The organism is Citrobacter sp. Awk 4, assembly GCF_028069725.1.
Lineage (GTDB): Bacteria > Pseudomonadota > Gammaproteobacteria > Enterobacterales > Enterobacteriaceae > Citrobacter_D.
The window spans coordinates 1-22,765 of record NZ_JANEWG010000045.1 but is presented as its reverse complement, the minus strand read 5'-3'; the positions used below and the strand labels follow the sequence as shown (position 1 = coordinate 22,765).

Below are 22,765 nucleotides of genomic sequence, written 5' to 3'. Positions count from 1 at the left end.
AAACCTTCATAATTAATACGTTAACGAATATTTTCATTATTCCACGCTTCTGGCATTCCGCTTGCTATTCCCTATGCGTACCCAACATGGAGTATGCAAAAGGGAAACATAATGAAAACAAAACTGATTACCTTACAGGACGCCCCAGTTTTTTTTCGTGACGGCATGACCATCATGGTTGGCGGTTTTATCGGGGTTGGCACCCCGCCCCGGCTGGTCGACGCTCTCCTCGATTCCGGCGTCAGAGATCTCACGCTAATCGCCAACGATACCGCCTTTGTCGATACCGGTATTGGCCCACTTATCGTCAATGGCCGGGTGAGTAAAGTTATCGCCTCACATATTGGCACCAACCCCGAAACCGGTCGGCGAATGATTGCCGGAGAAATGGAGGTACTGCTGGTTCCACAAGGAACCCTGATCGAACAAATCCGCTGTGGCGGTGCGGGTCTTGGCGGTTTTCTGACCCCAACGGGCGTCGGCACTGTGGTGGAAGACGGTAAACAGACCATGACGCTCGACGGAAAAAAGTGGCTGCTTGAACGTCCGCTACGTGCCGATCTGGCGCTAATCCGCGCCCACCGTGCCGACCCTCTCGGCAACCTGACCTATCAACTCAGCGCCCGCAATTTTAACCCCCTGATTGCGCTCGCCGCCGACATCACCCTGGTGGAGCCTGACGAGCTGGTCGAAATCGGCGATTTACTGCCGGACCAGATTGTCACCCCAGGCGCGGTTATCGACCACATCGTTATGCCACAGGAGCGTTAATCATGGATGCTAAACAACGTATTGCGCGCCGCGTGGCGCAAGAACTTCGTGATGGAGACGTCGTTAACTTAGGGATTGGTCTACCGACGTTGGTCGCCAATTATCTTCCCGCCGATATCCATATCACCCTGCAATCAGAAAACGGTTTTCTTGGGCTGGGTCCGATTACCACTGCCCATCCAGATTTAGTGAATGCCGGCGGACAACCGTGTGGCATTTTGCCCGGCGCAGTGATGTTTGATAGCGCTATGTCGTTTGCATTGATTCGCGGCGGTCACGTTGATGCCTGCGTCCTCGGTGGTTTGCAGGTAGATGAACAGGCCAACCTCGCCAACTGGGTCGTTCCCGGCAAACTGGTGCCCGGCATGGGTGGGGCAATGGATCTGGTCACTGGCGCTCGCAAAGTGATCATTGCCATGGAGCACTGCGCGAAAGACGGTTCCGCCAAAATTCTGCGTTACTGCACCATGCCGCTAACCGCCCAGCATGCGGTACATATGCTGGTGACTGAGCTCGCCGTATTCCGTTTCATCGACGGCAAAATGTGGCTTACCGAAATCGCTGAAGAATGCAGCCTCTCCACGCTTCGTGCAAAAACCGAAGCGCATTTTGACGTTGCTGCCAACCTGATAATCCAACGAGGTGATGCATGATTGGTCGTATCTCACGCTTTATGACGCGCTTTGTCAGCCGCTGGCTTCCCGATCCGCTGATCTTCGCCATGTTGCTAACGCTACTGACGTTTGGGATTGCCCTTTGGCTAACGCCACAAACCCCCATCAAGATGGTGAAGTTTTGGGGTGACGGTTTCTGGAACCTGCTGGCATTCGGGATGCAGATGGCGCTAATCATTGTCACGGGACATGCGCTGGCCAGCTCCGGACCGGTTAAAAGCTTGCTGCGAACCGTTGCTTCCGTCGCCAAAACCCCGGCCCAAGGGGTTATGCTGGTGACATTCTTTGGCGCGGTCGCGTCCGTCATCAACTGGGGTTTTGGTCTGGTGGTGGGGGCAATGTTTGCCCGTGAAGTCGCCCGTCGGGTGCCCGGTTCCGATTATCCCCTGCTCATTGCCTGCGCCTATATCGGCTTTATCACCTGGGGCGGCGGTCTTTCTGGTTCGATGCCGCTGCTCGCCGCGACGCCCGGCAACCCCGTCGAGCATATTGCAGGCTTGATTCCGGTCAGTGACACCATTTTCACTAAGTTCAATATTTTCATTACGTTGAGCCTTATCGTAGTGATGCCGTTCATCACCCGTTTGATGATGCCAAAACCGTCTGATGTCGTCTCCGTGGACCCCAAATTGTTGCTGGAAGACGCGGATTATCAGAAAACATTACCGGCTGATGCCCCGCCCTCTGAGAAACTGGAAGAGAGTCGTATTCTGGCGCTGATCATCGGTGCGATGGGCATTGTTTACCTGGCATTCGACTTTGCAGATAAAGGTTTCAATATCACGATTAACACCGTCAATCTGATGTTCCTGATTGCCGGATTGTTGCTCCACAAAACCCCTATGGCATATATGCGTGCCGTCAGCGCAGCCGCCCGCAGTACCGCAGGTATTCTGGTGCAGTTTCCCTTCTATGCGGGTATCCAGTTGATGATGGAACACTCCGGCCTCGGCGGGCTGATTACCGAGTTCTTCATCAACGTCGCCAACAAAGACACTTTCCCCCTCATGACCTTCTTCAGCTCTGCGCTGATTAACTTCGCCGTACCCTCAGGCGGCGGACACTGGGTCATCCAGGGCCCCTTCGTGCTTCCGGCCGCCGAGGCGCTTGGCGCCGATCTTGGCAAGTCGGTCATGGCGATTGCCTACGGTGAACAGTGGATGAACATGGCACAGCCGTTCTGGGCGCTACCTGCGCTGGCTATCGCCGGGCTTGGGGTGCGCGACATCATGGGTTACTGCATCACTGCCCTGCTCTTTTCCGGGATCATATTCGTCATTGGCCTGAGCGTGTTCTGACGACAAACTTTCACATTAAGGAATAGAAAATGAAAAACTGTGTCATCGTCAGTGCGGCGCGTACCGCCATTGGCAACTTTAACGGCGCACTGGCAACCACCAGCGCTATCGACCTTGGGGTAACGGCGGTCAAGGCTGCACTTGAACGCGCGCAACTCGATCCTCAGCGGGTTGATGAAGTGATCATGGGCAATGTGCTACAGGCGGGTCTCGGGCAAAACCCGGCGCGTCAGGTATTGTTAAAAAGCGGTCTTGCCGATACGGTTTGCGGTTTTACCGTCAACAAACTGTGTGGTTCTGGCCTGAAAAGCGTCGCGCTGGCCGCACAGGCGATTGCGACAGGGCAAGCGCAGGCCATTATCGCGGGCGGTATGGAGAACATGAGCCAGGCACCGTATCTGCTGGATGCAAAAGCCCGCTGGGGTTATCGCCTCGGCGATGGACAATTATCCGACTCTATTTTGCATGATGGCCTGCTCTGCGCCGTCCACGGTTATCATATGGGGATCACCGCGGAAAACATCGCTCGTGAATACGGCATCAGCCGCGAGATGCAGGATGAACTGGCGCTCCACTCACAACGTAAAGCCGTCACGGCGATTGAACGCGGCGCGTTTCAGAAAGAGATCGTCCCCGTTAGCATCACATCACGCAAGAAAACGCTGGTTTTCGACCGTGATGAATTTCCGAAAGCCGAAACAACAACGGAAGGACTCGCCGCGTTACGCCCCGCTTTTGACAAACAAGGTACCGTGACGGCCGGTAATGCCTCGGGGATCAACGATGGCGCAGCGGCGCTGGTGATGATGGATGAATCTGCCGCCCTGGCGGCGGGGTTGAAGCCTCTCGCGCGTATTAAAGCGTATGCCAGCGGTGGCGTCGCCCCCGCATTGATGGGGATGGGGCCGGTTCCTGCCACCCAAAAGGCGCTGCTACAGAGTGGGCTACAGCTTTCTGATATCGATCTCATCGAAGCCAATGAAGCATTTGCCGCGCAGTTCCTTGCGGTGGGTAAAGTCCTTGGCTTTGATCCTCAGAAAGTGAATATAAACGGCGGCGCTATCGCACTCGGGCACCCTATAGGGACCAGTGGCGCGCGAATTCTGGTCACGCTGCTTCACAGCCTGGAGGCGCACGATAAAACGTTGGGGCTGGCGACGCTGTGTGTAGGTGGAGGTCAGGGGATCGCGATGATTGTTGAACGGTTGAACTAAATGAAAAAGGGCCGGAATTCCGGCCCTTTGCATATCAAGGTGATTACTCGTCAGCGTCTTGTGCAGAGTCGTCGGTATCGTCTGAGACGTCGTCGTCGCTTTCCACTTCCGGAGCGATATCATCGTCCCCTTCTGCGGCGCTACCGTCGATAGAATCCAGTTCTTCATCATCGACAGGCTCAGCAACACGCTGCAGACCCACCACGTTTTCATCTTCCGCGGTACGGATGAGGATAACGCCCTGGGTGTTACGCCCTACCACGCTTATCTCGGAGACGCGTGTACGCACCAGCGTACCGGCATCCGTGATCATCATGATCTGGTCGGCATCGTCGACCTGCACCGCGCCGACAACAGAACCGTTACGTTCGGTAACTTTGATAGAGATAACCCCTTTCGTCGCACGCGACTTGGTTGGGTACTCTTCTACCGCCGTACGTTTACCGTAACCGTTTTGTGTTGCCGTCAGGATAGCGCCGTCACCACGTGGGATGATAAGCGATACCACTTTGTCGCTCTCGCCTAAGCGAATACCGCGAACACCGGTGGTGTTGCAACCCATCGCACGAACGGAGGCTTCTTTAAAGCGAACCACTTTACCTTCGGCGGAGAACAGCATGACTTCATCATCACCGCTGGTCAGATCCACGCCAATCAGTTCATCGCCTTCGACCAGTTTGATCGCCACTTTACCGGCGGTACGCAGACGATTGAACTCGGTCAGAACGGTTTTCTTCACCGTACCGTTCGCGGTCGCCATGAAGACTTTCACGCCTTCTTCAAACTCAGTTACCGGCAGAATCGCGGTAATACGTTCATCCTGCTCAAGCGGCAGCAGGTTGACGATCGGACGGCCACGAGCGCCACGGCTCGCTTCCGGCAACTGATAGACTTTCATGGAGTAGACACGGCCACGGCTGGAGAAGCACAGAATATGATCGTGCGTATTCGCCACCAGCAGTCGGTCAATAAAGTCTTCTTCTTTAATACGTGCGGCAGATTTACCTTTCCCGCCACGACGCTGCGCTTCGTACTCAGAAAGCGGCTGATACTTCACATAACCCTGGTGAGACAGCGTCACAACCACATCTTCCTGGTTGATCAGATCTTCAAGGTTGATGTCCGCGCTGTTGGCGGTGATTTCAGTACGACGCTTATCGCCAAACTGCTCGCGAATCAATTCCATCTCTTCGCGAATCACTTCCATCAGACGATCGGCGCTGCCCAGAATGTGCAACAGTTCCGCGATCTGCTCCAGCAGCTCTTTGTACTCATCGAGCAGTTTTTCGTGCTCAAGGCCGGTCAGTTTCTGCAGTCGCAGATCCAGAATCGCCTGCGCCTGTTGTTCGGTCAGATAGTATTGACCGTCACGCACGCCAAACTCCGGCTCCAGCCATTCAGGACGAGCAGCATCGTCGCCTGCACGTTCCAGCATGGCAGCCACGTTGCCCAGATCCCATGAACGTGCGATCAACGCCGCTTTGGCTTCCGCAGGCGTTGGCGCACGACGGATAAGCTCAATGATCGGGTCAATGTTCGCCAGCGCAATCGCTAATGCTTCGAGGATATGCGCACGATCGCGGGCTTTACGCAGTTCGAAAATAGTACGGCGGGTCACCACTTCACGACGGTGGCGCACGAACGCAGAAATAATGTCTTTCAGGTTCATGATCTTCGGCTGGCCATGGTGCAACGCAACCATGTTAATCCCGAAGGAGACCTGCAACTGCGTCTGGGAATAGAGGTTGTTCAGTACCACTTCCCCAACCGCATCGCGTTTGATTTCAATTACGATGCGCATACCGTCTTTGTCAGACTCGTCACGCAGCGCACTGATACCTTCAACGCGTTTATCTTTCACCAGTTCAGCAATCTTTTCGATCAGGCGCGCTTTGTTCACCTGGTACGGGATTTCATGAACGATGATGGTTTCGCGACCGGTTTTTGCGTCAGCCTCAACTTCCGCGCGCGCGCGAATGTACACTTTACCGCGACCGGTACGATAGGCTTCTTCAATGCCGCGACGGCCATTGATGATCGCCGCTGTCGGGAAGTCCGGGCCAGGAATATGTTCCATCAGCCCTTCAATGCTGATGTCTTCATCGTCGATATACGCCAGGCAGCCGTTGATCACTTCCGTCAGGTTGTGCGGCGGGATGTTGGTCGCCATACCAACGGCGATACCGGACGAACCGTTCACCAGCAGGTTAGGAATTTTGGTCGGCATGACGTCAGGAATTTTTTCCGTGCCGTCATAGTTGTCTACGAAATCTACCGTCTCTTTTTCCAGATCGGCCATCAATTCATGGGCAATCTTTGCCAGACGGATTTCCGTATAACGCATCGCCGCAGCAGAGTCACCGTCGATAGAACCGAAGTTACCCTGACCATCCACCAGCATATAACGCAGCGAGAATGGCTGCGCCATACGAACAATGGTGTCATACACCGCGGAATCACCGTGGGGATGGTATTTACCGATTACGTCACCAACGACACGGGCAGATTTTTTGTAGGCTTTGTTCCAGTCATTGCCCAATACGTTCATGGCGTAAAGTACGCGACGGTGTACCGGCTTCAGGCCATCTCGGACATCCGGAAGCGCACGGCCAACAATGACCGACATCGCATAATCCAGATAGGAGCTCTTCAGCTCTTCCTCAATGTTGACCGGTGTAATTTCTCTCGCAAGGTCGCTCATCTAACCGCTATCCCTCTACTGTTTCCCGGATTCAAAGGTCGCAAATTATAACACAACCACGCTAATACAGGTAAATGGATTGCCTCCTTGAGAGGCTTTATTCATCCCGTCAGGCTGATATACTCATTCGTCTTGCTAAATAAGGAGTAGAAGCACCCATGAATGCCGAAAAACCCCCGGTAGCCCACAACGTTGACCATGACGAAATTGCCAAGTTTGAAGCAGTCGCGTCGCGCTGGTGGGATCTTGAGGGAGAATTTAAGCCTCTGCACCGCATCAATCCTTTGCGACTGGGCTACATCACCGGGCGCTCAGGCGGCCTGTTTGGTAAAAAGGTGCTCGATGTCGGTTGTGGCGGAGGCATTCTGGCAGAGAGCATGGCGCGTGAAGGCGCAACGGTCACCGGTCTCGATATGGGTTTTGAGCCGCTGCAGGTGGCAAAGTTGCATGCGCTGGAAAGCGGTATCCAGGTGGAATACGTGCAGGAAACCGTTGAGGAACACGCGGCGAAACATGCGCATCAGTACGATGTCGTCACCTGTATGGAAATGCTGGAACATGTCCCTGATCCGCAATCGGTCGTCAGAGCGTGCGCGCAGTTAGTGAAACCCGGCGGCGACGTCTTTTTCTCCACGCTCAATCGCAACGGGAAATCCTGGTTAATGGCCGTTGTCGGCGCTGAGTATATTTTGCGCATGGTGCCCAAAGGCACGCACGATGTGAAAAAATTCATCAAGCCTGCTGAACTGTTAAGCTGGGTTGATCAAACTGACCTCAAAGAACGCCACATGACCGGTTTGCACTACAACCCGATCACCAATTCGTTCAAATTAGGCCCAGGCGTTGATGTTAACTATATGTTGCATACAACGGCAAAAAACGACTGACATCATCAGTTCTGCTTATAAAGATTGCGCTGCATCACAAGGCGCAATCTTTTTCTTAGTCGAAGAAATCAGCACTCGATCAAATTTTCATTTTTTTTTGCGAATTATTGACATGGCCTCCAGGCCTTATAAGACGCGCACTTAGCGTTTCTTACCCTTTTGCAACCTCAATTTAACCTCAAAATCAACTCTTGTACTGAAAAGAATCCCTACTAGAATACTCACCATATAGCGTTTCTTTTAACACCCAACCCCTACATATAGTATTTATCCACAGAGTTAGTCACAAGTGGATAAGCCAGGGGATATTTTTTCTTTCACGGACAGGTAAAACATGAATCAGAGTCTGCTGGTGACAAAGCGTGATGGTAGTACAGAGCGCATCAATCTCGACAAAATCCACCGAGTTCTGGATTGGGCGGCAGAAGGGCTGAATAACGTATCGATTTCTCAGGTTGAACTGCGCTCTCACATTCAATTTTACGACGGTATCAAGACCTCCGATATTCACGAAACGATCATCAAAGCTGCAGCGGACCTGATCTCGCGCGACGCACCGGATTATCAGTATCTGGCTGCGCGTCTGGCGATCTTCCATCTGCGTAAGAAAGCATACGGTGAGTTTGAACCGCCCAAACTGTTCGACCATGTGACTAAAATGGTTGAGATGGGTAAATACGACAATCATCTGCTGGAAGACTACACGGAAGAAGAGTTCAAGCAGATGGATTCGTTTATCGTGCATGATCGCGATATGACTTTCTCCTACGCCGCCGTAAAGCAGTTAGAAGGTAAATACCTGGTACAAAACCGCGTCACCGGTGAAATCTACGAAAGCGCGCAATTCCTCTATATTCTGGTCGCGGCGTGCCTGTTCTCTAACTATCCGCGTGAAACCCGTCTTCAATACGTCAAACGTTTTTACGACGCGGTCTCCACGTTCAAGATTTCTCTGCCTACGCCGATCATGTCGGGCGTGCGTACCCCGACACGTCAGTTCAGCTCCTGTGTGCTGATCGAGTGCGGCGACAGCCTGGACTCCATCAATGCGACTTCCAGCGCCATTGTGAAATACGTCTCCCAGCGTGCTGGTATCGGTATCAACGCCGGTCGCATCCGTGCGCTGGGCAGCCCGATTCGCGGCGGTGAAGCATTCCACACCGGTTGCATCCCGTTCTACAAACACTTCCAGACGGCAGTGAAATCCTGCTCTCAGGGCGGCGTGCGTGGCGGTGCGGCAACGCTGTTCTACCCGATGTGGCATCTGGAAGTCGAAAGCCTGCTGGTGCTGAAAAACAACCGTGGCGTTGAAGGCAACCGCGTGCGTCACATGGACTACGGCGTACAGATCAACAAACTGATGTATACCCGTCTGCTGAAGGGCGAAGACATTACCCTGTTCAGTCCGTCTGACGTCCCGGGTCTGTACGATGCTTTCTTCGCCGATCAGGATGAATTTGAACGCCTGTACACCCAGTACGAAAAAGATGACAGCATCCGTAAGCAACGTGTTAAGGCCGTTGAGTTGTTCTCCCTGATGATGCAGGAGCGTGCTTCTACAGGCCGTATCTATATTCAGAACGTCGACCACTGCAACACTCACAGCCCGTTTGATCCTCAGGTTGCGCCGGTACGCCAGTCTAACCTGTGTCTGGAAATCGCACTGCCGACCAAGCCGCTGACTGACGTCAACGATGAGAACGGTGAAATTGCGCTGTGTACCCTTTCCGCGTTCAATCTGGGTGCAATCAATAGCCTGGATGAACTGGAAGAGCTTGCCGTACTGGCCGTTCGTGCGCTGGATGCGCTGCTGGACTATCAGGACTACCCGATCCCAGCCGCCAAACGCGGTGCGATGGGTCGTCGTACGCTCGGTATTGGTGTGATCAACTTCGCCTACTGGCTGGCGAAAAACGGCAAACGTTACTCTGACGGCAGCGCCAATAACCTGACGCACAAAACGTTTGAAGCCATTCAGTATTACCTGCTGAAAGCCTCTAATGAACTGGCGAAAGAGCAAGGCGCCTGCCCGTGGTTTAACGAAACTACCTACGCGCAAGGGATCCTGCCGATCGACACCTATAAGAAAGATCTCGACGCGGTCGCCAACGAACCGCTGCATCTTGACTGGGAAACGCTGCGTGAGTCCATCAAGACCTTTGGTCTGCGTAACTCCACGCTTTCAGCCCTGATGCCGTCCGAGACCTCTTCGCAGATCTCCAATGCCACCAACGGCATTGAGCCGCCGCGCGGTCATGTCAGTATCAAGGCCTCGAAGGATGGCGTTCTGCGCCAGGTGGTGCCTGATTATGAGTCGCTGAAAGACGCGTATGAGCTGCTGTGGGAAATGCCGAATAACGACGGTTACCTGCAACTGGTCGGCATCATGCAGAAATTTATCGATCAGGCGATTTCCGCCAATACCAACTATGACCCGACGCGCTTCCCGTCAGGGAAAGTGCCGATGCAACAGTTGTTGAAAGACCTGCTGACCGCCTATAAATTTGGCGTAAAAACGCTGTACTATCACAACACGCGTGACGGTGCAGAAGATGCGCAGGACGATCTGGCACCTTCTATTCAGGACGACGGCTGCGAAAGCGGCGCATGTAAGATTTAATTATTTGCCTTTTGCTGGATGGCGGCGTAAACGCCTTATCCGGCCTACAAAACATTTCGAGGCGTTGTAGGCCGGGTAAGCAAAGCGCCACCCGGCATTACACTCTTACAGGACTTACTTCAATGGCATACACCACCTTTTCACAGACGAAAAACGACCAGCTTAAAGAGCCGATGTTTTTCGGTCAGCCGGTCAACGTGGCACGCTACGATCAGCAAAAATATGACATCTTCGAAAAGCTGATCGAAAAGCAGCTCTCTTTTTTCTGGCGTCCGGAAGAAGTTGACGTTTCTCGCGATCGTATCGACTACCAGTCCTTACCCGATCACGAAAAACATATTTTTATCAGCAACCTGAAGTATCAGACATTGCTGGATTCTATCCAGGGACGCAGCCCAAACGTGGCGCTCCTGCCGCTCATCTCCATTCCTGAGCTGGAAACCTGGGTAGAAACATGGGCCTTCTCCGAGACGATCCACTCCCGTTCGTACACCCATATTATTCGTAATATCGTTAACGAGCCGGCCGTTGTTTTTGACGACATCGTCACTAACGAGCAGATTCAGAAACGTGCGGAAGGTATTTCGCATTACTACGATGAATTGATTGAAATGACCAGCTACTGGCATCTGCTGGGCGAAGGCACCCACAACGTCAACGGCAAAACCGTCACGGTGAACCTGCGCGCGCTGAAAAAGCAGCTGTACCTGTGCCTGATGAGCGTTAACGCGCTGGAAGCCATCCGTTTCTATGTCAGCTTTGCCTGCTCTTTTGCCTTCGCAGAACGCAAATTGATGGAAGGCAACGCCAAAATCATTCGCCTGATCGCCCGCGATGAAGCGCTGCATCTGACCGGCACTCAGCACATGCTGAACCTGCTGCGCAGCGGTGTCGACGATCCGGAAATGGCGGAAATTGCCCAGGAGTGTCAGCAAGAGTGTTATGACCTGTTTGTGCTGGCCGCTCAGCAGGAAAAAGAGTGGGCGGATTATCTGTTCCGCGACGGCTCAATGATCGGCCTGAATAAAGATATTTTGTGCCAGTACGTCGAGTACATCACCAATATTCGTATGCAGGCGGTTGGCCTGGATCTGCCCTTTAAAACGCGTTCAAACCCGATCCCCTGGATCAACACCTGGCTGGTCTCTGATAACGTGCAGGTTGCGCCGCAGGAAGTCGAAGTCAGCTCTTACCTGGTCGGGCAGATCGACGCCGAAGTCGACACCGACGACCTGAGCAACTTCCAGCTCTGATGGGACGTGTTACGCTTCGCATCACTGGCACACAGTTGCTGTGCCAGGATGAACACCCTTCTCTACTTACCGCGCTCGAATCGCATAACGTCAACGTGGAGTATCAGTGCCGGGAAGGTTATTGCGGTTCTTGCCGAATTCGACTGGTCGCAGGTCAGGTTGACTGGATTGCTGAGCCCCTGGCCTTTGTTCAACCGGGGGAAATCTTGCCCTGCTGTTGCAAGGCAAGAGGCGATATCGAACTTGAAATGTAGTGCGCGTTACAGCGCGTAGTAATGCGCTTTTACTTGCTCCCAGTCCGCTTTCGGGATCGGATCAAGGTACTTTTCCAGCTGTGAAAAATCATGATTAGCCGCTTTATGGCGACGTAAACGACGGCGGCTTTTTTCGAGATCCAGGAAACCGGCCTCCACCGTACCTTCCGTTTTCACGTAGATATGACGAACGTAACAGCAGCCATGTTGGCGATTCACGCTGTGCATCTTTTTAAAGGCAACAGCCACGGCTTTCAGCATGGCTTCACGCACATCATCAGGATACGGCGTCTCGGCATGTTGATGATACCAGTCAGCAATACTGATAAACCCCGCCATATCTTCGGTGACCAGCAGCGCACGCCACTCACCTTCCACTTTTGTCGCTTCGCCGTAGATTATCTCAGGCACGATAACGCCCGCGCTTTTCAACTCTTTAATTACCGCGATTTCACGAACAATGGTCGGGCGACCAAAAGGATAACGGACAGAGTGGAAAAGGTGTTGGGTCATGCGTTTAACATAGACTTTCTTGCCGTTACGCTCCACGCACTGCACACCACTCATCCCATTACGACGGTAGTTAGGTTCTTCGACCCAATCGCCTTCCGTTGCCCACCAGCGCTCAAATTCGTTGTGTGTTGCTGACAATGTCATACCCTACCGCCCGTTATTCTGACCCGATAATATTTCAGGCAATAATATAAATGTTTAAGTTAAGTAAATCTTAAGATATTCGTGCTGAATAGTGGATTTCTGCGTAAAACGCCAGATCGTCGCCATAATTCACTTCATTCATAACCCGAATACTTTTCAAATGATGACAGCCTTCCCGCTAGCTCAGAGAATTCATTAGCAACATTTGAGTAAAAAAAACTGCACCTTACTCAGTGGACTTTCCACCTTTGGGGTGCAGTTTCGATGCGCTATTCGCGCGAGCCGTTATTTTTTATTCAGGAACATGACCGCTTTATCCGGGAAGTCGGTGAACAACCCGTCAACACCAGCCTGGTTATACAGAATGTCGTAAAGCTGGTTTACGTCAGTCGTATAGTCCGGGAGCTGGTCAGCACGGACGGTATAAGGATGCACCACCATCTTATTCTGATGGGCGTCCTGTACCATACCGGTTAGCTGGATATTCCCTTTCTTAGACTTTTCGTCAACCAGCATATGGTAGTCAGGGCCGATGCCATCAGCATATTCCGCGACTTGCTTCATAGCACCTGGCTTAAACATCCAGTCGTAGTTGTAATTAACCCAACTGCCGTCCGCCTGTTTCTGCTGTGTTTCGTTCCAGTCAGTGTACGCAATCAGCTGAACCAGGTTGAGATCCATCCCCATTTTCGGTTCCAGCTCGTGTTTGATGCGCTTCAGTTCCGCAACATCAAAACACTGCAAATAGACGTTATCCTTCTTACCGGTGTAACCGTACTTTTTCAGCACTTCCAGCGTCTTCGCCGCGATGTCCTTCCCTTCCTGGTGATGGAACCACGGTGCTTTCATTTCTGGATAAATACCGATGTTTTTACCGGTGGAGTGATTCAAGCCCTGAACAAACTCGATCTCTTCTTCAAAGGTATGAACACGGAAATCAGATTTACCCATCGGGAAACGCCCCGGATAAGTCTGCACTTTCTTACCGTTTTCAATGTCGAAGCCTTCGGTAAATTTCAGCGACTTAATTTCATCCAGCGTGAAGTCGATAGCGTAGTAGCGGCCGTCTTTACGCGCACGATCCGGAAAACGTTCAGCAACATCAGTAACCCGGTCAAGATAATGGTCATGGAGGACAACTAAGTGGTCGTCCTTTGTCATCACCAAATCCTGTTCCAGATAATCTGCGCCTTGCGCATACGCCATCGCTTTAGCTGGCAGCGTATGCTCAGGCAAATAGCCGCTGGCGCCGCGATGCGCGATCACAATTTTATCGCTGTTGTCGGCCGCAACTGCACTGCTTCCCATCGCCATTCCGGCCATCATCAGCGCCATGCTCAGGTTCTTCAGCGTCGTTTTCATGTGATTAGCTCCCGCTGCGTTTCAGCGTCAGTTCTTCGTGATGACGTTTTTCGCCAATCATCACAACCACGAGCAGAATAACCGCCAGTACACTACCGCCGATCATCACCATAAAGCCGCCGTCCCAGCCGAAGAAGTCAACGGTGTAACCCACGATGGCGCTCGCCGCCACGGAACCACCCAGATAACCGAACAGGCCGGTAAAGCCCGCCGCCGTACCTGCCGCTTTTTTCGGTGCCAGTTCCAGAGCGTGTAAACCAATCAGCATGACCGGACCGTAGATAAGGAAGCCGATAACGATCATACAAGCCATATCCACACCAGGGTTACCCGCCGGGTTCATCCAGTAAACGATAGTGGCGATAGTCACCAGCGTCATAAAGAACACACCGGTCGCCCCACGGTTACCACGGAAGACTTTATCCGACATCCAGCCACACAGCAGCGTGCCCGGAATACCGGCATATTCATAAAGGAAATAGGCCCAGGAGGATTTATCCAGCGCGAAATGTTTCACTTCTTTCAGGTAAGTCGGCGACCAGTCAAGGATGCCGTAACGCAGCAGATACACAAACACGTTAGCAATCGCGATGTACCACAACAGTTTGTTCGGCAGCACGTACTGCATAAAGATTTGCTTCGCCGTCAGCTCTTCTTCTGCTTTCTCGTTGTAATCATCCGGATAGTCGTTTTTGTACTCTTCGATTGACGGTAAGCCACAGGATTGCGGTGTATCACGCATCAGCGCAAAGGCAAAGAACGCAACGATGATCGCGCCAAACGCCGGCATGTAAAGTGCCGCTTTCCAGTCGTTAAACCAGGCCATACCCAGCAGAAACAGCAGCGGTGGAATACCGCCCCCCACGTTATGCGCGCAGTTCCAGACAGAAACAATGCCGCCACGTTCTTTCTGCGACCACCAGTGCACCATAGTACGACCACACGGCGGCCATCCCATCCCCTGGAACCAGCCGCAGAGGAACAACAGGACGAACATAATAGCGATACTGGACGTTGCCCACGGCACAAAGCCCATGAACAGCATGACTGCTGCCGCCAGAATCAGGCCCGCAGGCAGGAAAACGCGCGGATTCGAACGGTCAGAAACCGACCCCATGATGAATTTTGAAAAACCATAGGCGATAGAGATCCCAGACAAAGCAAAACCCAGATCGCCACGGGAAAAGCCCTGCTCTACCAGATACGGCATCGCCAGGGCAAAGTTTTTACGTACCAGATAGTACGCGGCGTAACCAAAGAAAATCCCCAAAAATATTTGCCAGCGTAACCGACGATACGTCGGGTCGATCTCTGCCTTTGGCAAACGCGCGCTGTGCGGCGCAGGTTTAAAAATACTTAACATATGTAGCCTCCGTGGCCGTATTTAGTTTTGAGATAGACACCGCAGTTCGTTCAAACAACCCCTCTGCTCCCAGTGTGGCCGCGATGTTAAGGAAAGATACATGGCGTTAATGTGAATTACAGCACATATTGTTACGGAATTATGACAAATGTTCAAAAAGGCGCACGGAATCACGTTTCAATTTCGAATCATGAGCGATTATGCGCGAAATCAAACAAACCATGATTTTTATGTGGCTAAATGATAAAAAAACGAACAATGAGGAAAAACAATGAAAACTCGTGACTCGCAATCAAGTGACGTGATTATCATTGGCGGAGGCGCTACGGGTGCAGGGATTGCCCGCGACTGTGCGTTACGCGGATTACGCGTCATCTTAGTCGAGCGTCATGACATCGCGACCGGCGCAACAGGCCGTAACCACGGATTGCTGCACAGCGGCGCGCGTTACGCGGTGACGGATGCCGAATCCGCCCGCGAGTGTATTAGCGAAAATCAGATCCTGAAAAGGATAGCCCGGCATTGCGTGGAACCCACCGACGGCCTTTTTATTACCCTGCCAGAAGATGAATTATCTTTTCAGGCCACCTTTATTCGCGCCTGTGAAGAGGCTGGGATCCGCGCTGAAGCGATCGACCCTCAACAGGCGCGAATCATTGAACCTGCGGTAAACCCTGCGCTGATCGGTGCCGTAAAAGTGCCGGATGGCACGGTTGATCCTTTCCGGTTGACCGCCGCCAACATGCTGGATGCGAAAGAGCACGGCGCAACCATTTTGACGGCGCACGAAGTGACCGGGTTAATTCGCGAAGGGGCAACGGTGTGCGGCGTCAACGTGCGCAACCATCTGACCGGCGAAACCCAGTCTCTGCACGCGCCGGTCGTGGTGAACGCCGCCGGAATTTGGGGCCAGCGCATCGCCGAGTATGCCGACCTCAGTATCCGCATGTTCCCGGCGAAAGGTTCACTGCTGATCATGGATCACCGAATCAACCAGCATGTGATCAACCGCTGCCGGAAACCATCCGATGCCGATATTCTGGTTCCCGGCGATACCATTTCGCTGATCGGTACGACCTCAACACACATTGATTACAAAGATATTGACCGCAACCGCGTGACCGCCGAAGAGGTTGATATCCTGCTGCGTGAAGGTGAAAAACTGGCTCCGGTGATGGCGAAAACGCGCATTCTGCGTGCTTACTCCGGTGTGCGTCCGCTGGTCGCCAGCGACGATGATCCGAGCGGGCGTAACGTCAGCCGTGGCATTGTGCTGTTTGACCACGCCGAACGTGATGGTCTGGACGGGTTTATCACCATTACCGGCGGGAAGCTGATGACCTACCGCCTGATGGCGGAATGGGCAACCGACGCCGTTTGCCGCAAACTGGGCAACAGTCGTCCCTGCGTTACGGCGCAAACCGCACTGCCCGGCTCGCAGGAAACCACCGAGCACACGCTTAAACGCGTGATCTCTCTGCCCGCACCGCTACGCGGCTCTGCCGTGTATCGCCACGGCGATCGTACGCCAGCATGGCTCAGCGAAGGGCGTCAACATCGTAGCCTGGTCTGTGAATGCGAAGCGGTCACGGCGGGCGAGGTTCAGTATGCGGTCGAAAATCTAACCGTGAACAGCCTGCTGGATTTACGTCGCCGTACCCGGGTCGGGATGGGAACCTGTCAGGGTGAGCTGTGTGCCTGTCGTGCCGCCGGCCTGCTACAACGTTTTAATGTCACCACCGCCGCGCAATCTATCACCCAGCTTTCTGAATTCCTCAATGAACGCTGGAAAGGTGTACAACCTATTGCCTGGGGTGATGCGCTGCGCGAGAGTGAATTCACCCGCTGGGTTTATCAGGGATTATGCGGTCTGGAGAAGGAGCAGCAGAATGAAATTTGATACGGTCATTATGGGCGGGGGGCTTGCCGGATTACTGTGCGGCCTGCAACTGCAGCAAAACGGGCTGCGCTGCGCTATCGTCACCCGTGGCCAAAGCGCGCTGCATTTTTCCTCCGGTTCGTTGGATCTTCTGAGCACGTTGCCAGATGGTCAGCCCGTTACCGATATCAAAACGGGTCTGGAACTATTGCAGGAGCAAGCGCCTGCGCATCCCTACTCCACCATCGGCGCGCAGCATGTGTTGAATCTGGCACAGCAGGCGCAGGACTTACTGGAGGCGTGCGGCGCCCGCTTACACGGCGACGTTTCGCAAGCGCATCAGCGTGTCACACCGCTGGGCACCTTACGGACGACCTGGCTCAGTTCACCGGAAGTACCGGTATGGCCACTTGCCGCCCAACGCATTCGTGTGGTGGGGGTAAGCGGCTTGCTGGATTTTCAGGCGCACCTTGCGGCAGCGTCTTTGCGTCAGCTCGGCCTGGAAGTAGAAACAGCAGAAATTGAACTCCCCGAACTGGATGTCTTACGCGATAACCCAACCGAATTTCGCGCGGTGAATATCGCACGACTACTGGATAACAAAGAACAGTGGCAGTCGTTGTATGACGCGCTGCTGCCGGTCGCGAAAAACGGTGAGATGATCATCATGCCAGCCTGCTTCGGCCTGGTCGACGATACTCTCTGGCGCTGGCTTAATGAACAGTTGCCCTGTTCGCTGACGCTACTTCCGACCCTGCCGCCTTCCGTTCTCGGCATGCGTCTGCACAACCAATTGCAGCGTCAGTTCGTGCGCCAGGGCGGGATCTGGATGCCGGGTGATGAAGTGAAAAAAGTGACCTGTAAAAATGGCGTCGTGAGCGAAATCTGGACCCGCAACCATGCCGATATTCCGCTGCGTCCTCGCTTTGCGGTGCTCGCCAGCGGCAGTTTCTTTAGCAGTGGTCTGGTAGCCGGTCGCGATGGCATTCGCGAACCGATTCTCGGACTGGATGTTCAACAAACGGCAACCCGCGCCGAATGGTATCAACGTGATTTCTTTGACCCGCAGCCATGGCAACAATTCGGCGTTACCACCGATAGCGCGCTTCGCCCATCACTTGCCGGTAAAACAGTCGAGAACCTGTTTGCCGTGGGTTCAGTACTCAGCGGTTTCGACCCTATCGCCCAGGGCTGTGGCGGCGGCGTATGCGCAGTCAGCGCATTACATGCTGCTCATCAAATAGCAGAACGTGCAGGAGGCCAGCAATGAGCGACACGCGTTTTGAAAGTTGTATCAAATGCACGGTGTGCACCACCGCATGCCCGGTGAGTCGGGTCAATCCCAGCTACCCTGGCCCCAAACAGGCCGGGCCGGATGGCGAGCGTCTGCGCCTGAAAGACGGCGCGCTGTATGACGAAGCGCTGAAATACTGTATCAACTGCAAACGTTGTGAAGTGGCCTGCCCGTCGGATGTCAAAATTGGCGATATCATCCAGCGCGCACGCGCGAAATATGACACCACGCGTCCGTCGCTGCGTAACTTCATTCTGAGCCATACCGACCTGATGGGCAGCGTCTCCACGCCATTCGCGCCGGTAGTGAATACGGCCACATCGCTGAAACCCGTGCGTCAGTTGCTCGATTACGCGCTGAAAATCGATCATCGTCGCACACTGCCGAAATACTCCTTCGGCACTTTCCGTCGCTGGTACCGCAGCGTGGCGGCACAGCAATCGCAATACAAAGATCAGGTCGCGTTCTTCCACGGCTGTTTTGTTAACTACAACCATCCGCAGTTGGGTAAGGATTTGATTAAGGTGCTCAATGCGATGGGGACCGGCGTGCAGTTACTGAGCAAAGAGAAATGCTGCGGCGTGCCGCTGATCGCCAATGGTTTTACCGACAAAGCGCGCAAACAAGCGATCAGCAATGTTGAATCGCTGCGCGAAGCCATCGGCGTGAAAGGCATTCCGGTGATAGCCACCTCTTCAACCTGTACCTTCGCCCTGCGCGATGAGTATCCCGAAGTGCTGGACGTGGATAACGCGGGCTTGCGTGAGCACATTGAACTGGCGACCCGCTGGCTGTGGCGCAAACTGGATGAAGGGAAAACCCTGCCGCTGAAAACGCTACCGCTCAAAGTGGTTTACCACACGCCGTGCCATATGGAAAAAATGGGCTGGACGCTCTACACGCTGGAGTTGCTGCGCAAAATTCCGGGTCTGGAGTTAACCGTGCTGGATTCCCAATGTTGCGGAATTGCCGGTACATACGGTTTTAAAAAGGAAAACTACCCGACATCGCAGTCTATCGGCGCCCCGCTGTTTCAGCAGATTGAAGAGAGCGGTGCCGATATCGTGGTCACCGACTGCGAAACCTGTAAATGGCAAATCGAGATGTCCACCAGCAAACGTTGCGAACATCCGATCACACTGTTAGCGCAAGCGCTGGGTTAATGACGTTTTACCCGATGGCGTAGTGCCATCGGGTATTACAGAGCTAAACCGTCAGCGATTCAACCACCTCAATCCAGCCATGTTCGCTGGCGATGTCCATCCCGTTTAACCAGCGACGTAACATGTTCAACGCCATCATGGCGCAGACCTCCTGACGCACCTGCACACTGTGCCGATTGGCGCTGAGATGCACACGTAACGCAAACGTGCCTTCCGCTGTCGCCAGCGCAAAATTGAGGTGCTCGTTTTCGAGGCCTGAAACGGCTAATGCCAGCCCGGCGTAATGGTTGCTACGCCGCTCCGTCGCCCAGTGCGCGGTCTGATCCAGCGTTTCTTCCTGAGACGGCACCACTTCACTGGCCAGCAACGGCGCGCCCGCACGGGATAGCTGAAGCGCTAACAGACCACCGGTATATTGCTCACTCAGGGTCAGACTCAACTGGCGCTCTTGTAAGCAACGGGCAATTTGCGCCGGTAATCCTTCAGTGCCTTCAAAAATCATGCTTTGCCCGGCGACGCGTTTGACCTGTGGCCATATCGCCTGCATCGCGGCGCGCTGCGTGTCTGGCCCGGTCAGTTTCAGCTCAATGATCGGCATCGATGATCGATAACCCATCGTGACTCCCGGTGGCAGCGCCAGCGAATCAAGACTCTGCGCGAGGTCGCTTTCCGAGCGGCCAAACGTGGTCAAACGCAGACAAAGCGGAGGTTGAGGCAGTGAAAAACGCTCACGCAAACGCGGCAGAATTTCATGTTCCACCATCACCTTAAATTCAGACGGGACGCCCGGCGTAAAAAACATCAGGCAACGATTGAGCTTCAGAGCGAATCCGCACGCCGTCCCCACCGGATTATTGATAAACTCGGCGCTGGCAGGCAGTTCGGCCTGCTTGCGGTTGGCGGGAGCCATGACTCGCCCACGCTCGCGGAAGTAACGTTCCATTTCGGCAAGCCATGCCTCATGAAGCACCAGCCCTTCACCTTTTGCCGTCGCCGCAGCCAGCGCACTCAGGTCATCGCTGGTGGGTCCCAGACCGCCGTTGACGATGAGCACATCGGCATGTTCGCTACGTTCACGTAATACCGCGACCAGGTCATCAAGATTGTCACCCACCGTATTTCGGCGTGATAACGGTACTCCCTGGTTAAAGAAAAAATCAGCCAGCCAGGCGGCATTGGTGTCCACGATTTGTCCGTGCAACACTTCATCCCCGGTGGATAACATCTCCACGTTTAACATCGTGTTCTCCTGCAACTTGAAGTATGAGGAGTATATAACGCAAAGCGCGCAGAGAAGGGATAAGAAACTCAGAGGAGGGAACGGGTGAACAGGATAAAGCAGGCGCGACGGGCGTCGCGCCATCAGGATCAGAAGCTGGCACTCACACCCACATACGGGCCATCAGCAATCGTATTATCAGGTGCGCCGTCTTTACCTGCGAGGCTCAGATAACGATACCCGGCTTCGATGCTCAGCGGACGCAGAATGTTTAAACGTGCGCCTGCATTTGCCTCTTCATAGCTCTCAATCCCGCTGGAGAGCGAGTCCGGAGAGTAGTAATACTCGCCAAACAGGTTAAAGTTTTGGCCAATCTTCCACTGTAAACCACCGCCTACCGCAGCAGCATAACCTTCATCGTTATCTTGCGGGTTGGTCCAAAGACCTTTTCCGCCAACGGTCGCCATAAACGGTCCCAACGGGATGTTCACGCCAAGGCCAAGGCCCGCCGTATCACCGTCGTCGTCGCTATGCATCCAGTTACCGCTCAACGCCAGTCCAGAAGATTCAGTACCGATACCAACAGCGAGGTTAGTGTACTCTTCGCCAGCCTGGCCGCTAATACTGATCGCATTCGCCGATGCAGAAACAAACAGTATCCCAGCGAGACCGAATAGAACGCTTTTTTTCATTTTTTCCCTTTCCAGCAAGCAAATAAATTTAGAACCCCAAAACCGCAGGATTGTACTGCCAGTGCACCAGGAATCAATGATCTAAAAAAGCGATCCGATAGCATATTGTAACCAAATACTACTCATAACGTTTCTAAATGGTTACATTTTTTAAATTACCAGAAACAATAACCGTGTTGTGACGATCTTTATGGCAAAATAACGTCTTCCACCGGTGCCTGTGCTCTCGTATTATTTATCGGCCCTTCCCCCTCTCCTGCAAGGAATATAGTAATGCGTCAAAGGACTATTGTTTGCCCATTAATTCAGAATGATGGCTGTTACCTGTTATGCAAAATGGCCGATGACCGTGGTGTATTTCCCGGTCAGTGGGCGCTATCAGGCGGCGGCGTTGAGCCAGGCGAACGTATCGAAGAAGCCCTGCGCCGGGAAGTCCGGGAAGAGCTTGGCGAAAAATTAATTCTGACCGATATTACTCCCTGGACTTTCAGTGATGATATTCGTACCAAGACGTATGCGGATGGTCGTCAGGAAGAGATCTATATGATTTATCTTATCTTTGACTGTATTTCAGCCAATCGAGAAGTGCAGATCAATGAAGAGTTCCAGGACTGGGCCTGGGTAAAACCAGAGGAACTTGCAGGTTACGATCTCAATGTCGCCACCCGTAAAACGTTATCGTTAAAAGGTCTGTTGTAATTAGACCAGACATATTTAAAGGTTATTATCGCGGCGTTTTCCACGCTGTCATAATAACCTCATATTCTTCTCTTATCTTGAAACAAGCTCACCGTCGAGTACCAGCTTTCCATTCTCCGAATGCATCACCAACGCATCCAGATAGTCAGGTTCAAATTTAACGCCGAGCTTATCCTTCGCGATATACGATAAACAATGATTGTGCGTAAATATCACCACATTTTTATTTTTTGATTTTGCCTGTAATGCTTCAATTGAACGATAAATACTGTGCCCGCATTCCTGCATATTTTTATCGACGGTAAGCTTTTTGTCGGCAGAAAACCAGGTGGCTGACTGGATTGTACGTACCGCATTGCTGGAATAGAGATCGTAATCTTTAATTTTTGCGCTAAACATTTTGCCACGTTCTCTGGCGTTATGCGCCCCGTTGACGGTGATACCGGTTTTATCCGCCAGGCATTCATTGCCGGAGCGATCGCAACGCTCAGCGTGGCGGAATAACACGACGACAGGATGCTGCCGGGCGATCGCCGCGACCGTCTCGCTGTCGATCCGCGGCAACCCGTTGCTGCTCCAGGCCAACTGGGTATTGAGTCCAGCCAGAATCACGAACACCATCATCAGGATAGCGATACATTTTTTAGATTTTAATGAACTGAGTGTTAATGCTAACACGATAATTCCCACCCATCAAAACAGATAAACTGTCCCATCAGGACAGTTCGATAATAAAAACTGGAATAACCGCAAAATGCCTTAAAA

General features: G+C 53.1%; 19 protein-coding genes. 12 read left to right on the top strand and 7 right to left on the bottom strand.

Annotated elements, in window-relative coordinates:
- Window positions 1–111 precede the first annotated feature (111 nt).
- From atoD to NNO04_RS17090, 4 genes are read left to right on the top strand one after another with little or no spacing between them, the layout of a single operon-like run.
- Window positions 112–771, top strand: a complete 660-nt coding sequence (gene atoD / locus NNO04_RS17105) for an acetate CoA-transferase subunit alpha (RefSeq protein WP_271445711.1) — start codon at window positions 112–114, stop codon at window positions 769–771.
- Between the two features lie 2 nt (window positions 772–773).
- Window positions 774–1,424 (top strand): 3-oxoacid CoA-transferase subunit B, encoded by a 651-nt coding sequence (locus NNO04_RS17100; RefSeq protein ID WP_271445710.1) that lies wholly within the window; start codon window positions 774–776, stop codon window positions 1,422–1,424.
- Window positions 1,421–2,743: a TIGR00366 family protein gene (locus NNO04_RS17095; RefSeq protein WP_271445709.1), complete on the top strand. Its 1,323-nt coding sequence runs from the start codon at window positions 1,421–1,423 to the stop codon at window positions 2,741–2,743. Before NNO04_RS17100 ends, NNO04_RS17095 begins: the two co-directional genes overlap by 4 nt.
- A 29-nt stretch (window positions 2,744–2,772) precedes the next feature.
- Window positions 2,773–3,957 carry an acetyl-CoA C-acetyltransferase gene (locus NNO04_RS17090; RefSeq protein WP_271445708.1) on the top strand — a complete coding sequence of 395 codons (1,185 nt, stop codon included), beginning with the start codon at window positions 2,773–2,775 and terminating at the stop codon, window positions 3,955–3,957.
- Between the two features lie 43 nt (window positions 3,958–4,000).
- Here NNO04_RS17090 and gyrA read toward each other — a convergent pair whose 3' ends face one another.
- Window positions 4,001–6,658 carry a DNA topoisomerase (ATP-hydrolyzing) subunit A gene (gene gyrA, locus NNO04_RS17085; RefSeq protein WP_271445707.1) on the bottom strand — a complete coding sequence of 886 codons (2,658 nt, stop codon included), beginning with the start codon at window positions 6,656–6,658 and terminating at the stop codon, window positions 4,001–4,003.
- A gap of 158 nt (window positions 6,659–6,816) precedes the next feature.
- Between gyrA and ubiG the strand changes: the two genes are divergently transcribed.
- The 4 genes from ubiG (at window position 6,817) to yfaE (ending at window position 11,672) form a co-directional block, all read left to right on the top strand.
- Complete coding sequence (ubiG, locus tag NNO04_RS17080) at window positions 6,817–7,545, top strand: bifunctional 2-polyprenyl-6-hydroxyphenol methylase/3-demethylubiquinol 3-O-methyltransferase UbiG (RefSeq protein ID WP_271445706.1); 729 nt, start codon at window positions 6,817–6,819, stop codon at window positions 7,543–7,545.
- A 334-nt stretch (window positions 7,546–7,879) separates the two neighbouring features.
- Window positions 7,880–10,165 carry a class 1a ribonucleoside-diphosphate reductase subunit alpha gene (gene nrdA, locus NNO04_RS17075; RefSeq protein ID WP_271445705.1) on the top strand — a complete coding sequence of 762 codons (2,286 nt, stop codon included), beginning with the start codon at window positions 7,880–7,882 and terminating at the stop codon, window positions 10,163–10,165.
- Between the two features lie 122 nt (window positions 10,166–10,287).
- On the top strand, window positions 10,288–11,418 hold the full coding sequence (gene nrdB / locus NNO04_RS17070; protein ID WP_162379176.1) for a class Ia ribonucleoside-diphosphate reductase subunit beta: 1,131 nt from the start codon (window positions 10,288–10,290) through the stop codon (window positions 11,416–11,418).
- Window positions 11,418–11,672 carry a class I ribonucleotide reductase maintenance protein YfaE gene (gene yfaE, locus NNO04_RS17065; protein WP_162379175.1) on the top strand — a complete coding sequence of 85 codons (255 nt, stop codon included), beginning with the start codon at window positions 11,418–11,420 and terminating at the stop codon, window positions 11,670–11,672. Before nrdB ends, yfaE begins: the two co-directional genes overlap by 1 nt.
- Window positions 11,673–11,678: 6 nt before the next feature.
- Here yfaE and inaA read toward each other — a convergent pair whose 3' ends face one another.
- From inaA to glpT, 3 genes are all read right to left on the bottom strand, one after another.
- Window positions 11,679–12,329, bottom strand: coding sequence for a lipopolysaccharide kinase InaA (inaA, locus tag NNO04_RS17060; protein WP_271445704.1), 651 nt, complete (start codon window positions 12,327–12,329; stop codon window positions 11,679–11,681).
- A 285-nt stretch (window positions 12,330–12,614) separates the two neighbouring features.
- A complete protein-coding gene (gene glpQ, locus NNO04_RS17055; protein ID WP_271445703.1) occupies window positions 12,615–13,691 on the bottom strand; it encodes a glycerophosphodiester phosphodiesterase in 1,077 nt (358 codons plus the stop codon).
- Window positions 13,692–13,695: 4 nt separating this feature from the next.
- Window positions 13,696–15,054: a glycerol-3-phosphate transporter gene (gene glpT / locus NNO04_RS17050; RefSeq protein ID WP_271445702.1), complete on the bottom strand. Its 1,359-nt coding sequence runs from the start codon at window positions 15,052–15,054 to the stop codon at window positions 13,696–13,698.
- A gap of 271 nt (window positions 15,055–15,325) precedes the next feature.
- On the opposite strand from glpT, the gene glpA reads away from it, so the two are divergent.
- The 3 genes from glpA to glpC are packed head-to-tail and all read left to right on the top strand — an operon-like array spanning window position 15,326 to window position 19,390.
- Entirely contained in the window at window positions 15,326–16,954 is a 1,629-nt protein-coding gene (gene glpA / locus NNO04_RS17045; RefSeq protein ID WP_271445701.1) for an anaerobic glycerol-3-phosphate dehydrogenase subunit A, read from the top strand.
- Window positions 16,944–18,203, top strand: a complete 1,260-nt coding sequence (gene glpB / locus NNO04_RS17040) for a glycerol-3-phosphate dehydrogenase subunit GlpB (RefSeq protein ID WP_271445700.1) — start codon at window positions 16,944–16,946, stop codon at window positions 18,201–18,203. Before glpA ends, glpB begins: the two co-directional genes overlap by 11 nt.
- Window positions 18,200–19,390, top strand: a complete 1,191-nt coding sequence (gene glpC, locus NNO04_RS17035; RefSeq protein WP_192612870.1) for an anaerobic glycerol-3-phosphate dehydrogenase subunit GlpC — start codon at window positions 18,200–18,202, stop codon at window positions 19,388–19,390. Before glpB ends, glpC begins: the two co-directional genes overlap by 4 nt.
- Window positions 19,391–19,433: 43 nt before the next feature.
- Here the strand turns inward: glpC and NNO04_RS17030 are convergent, their stop codons facing one another.
- On the bottom strand, window positions 19,434–20,630 hold the full coding sequence (locus tag NNO04_RS17030) for a nicotinamide mononucleotide deamidase-related protein YfaY (RefSeq protein ID WP_271445699.1): 1,197 nt from the start codon (window positions 20,628–20,630) through the stop codon (window positions 19,434–19,436).
- Between the two features lie 128 nt (window positions 20,631–20,758).
- Window positions 20,759–21,301, bottom strand: a complete 543-nt coding sequence (locus NNO04_RS17025) for a YfaZ family outer membrane protein (RefSeq protein WP_271445698.1) — start codon at window positions 21,299–21,301, stop codon at window positions 20,759–20,761.
- 273 nt (window positions 21,302–21,574) lie between these two features.
- On the opposite strand from NNO04_RS17025, the gene nudI reads away from it, so the two are divergent.
- Window positions 21,575–22,000, top strand: coding sequence for a nucleoside triphosphatase NudI (gene nudI, locus NNO04_RS17020; RefSeq protein ID WP_271445697.1), 426 nt, complete (start codon window positions 21,575–21,577; stop codon window positions 21,998–22,000).
- Window positions 22,001–22,072: 72 nt separating this feature from the next.
- On the opposite strand, the gene NNO04_RS17015 is transcribed toward nudI, so the two are convergent.
- A complete protein-coding gene (locus NNO04_RS17015; protein ID WP_271445696.1) occupies window positions 22,073–22,678 on the bottom strand; it encodes a histidine phosphatase family protein in 606 nt (201 codons plus the stop codon).
- Window positions 22,679–22,765 lie beyond the last annotated feature (87 nt).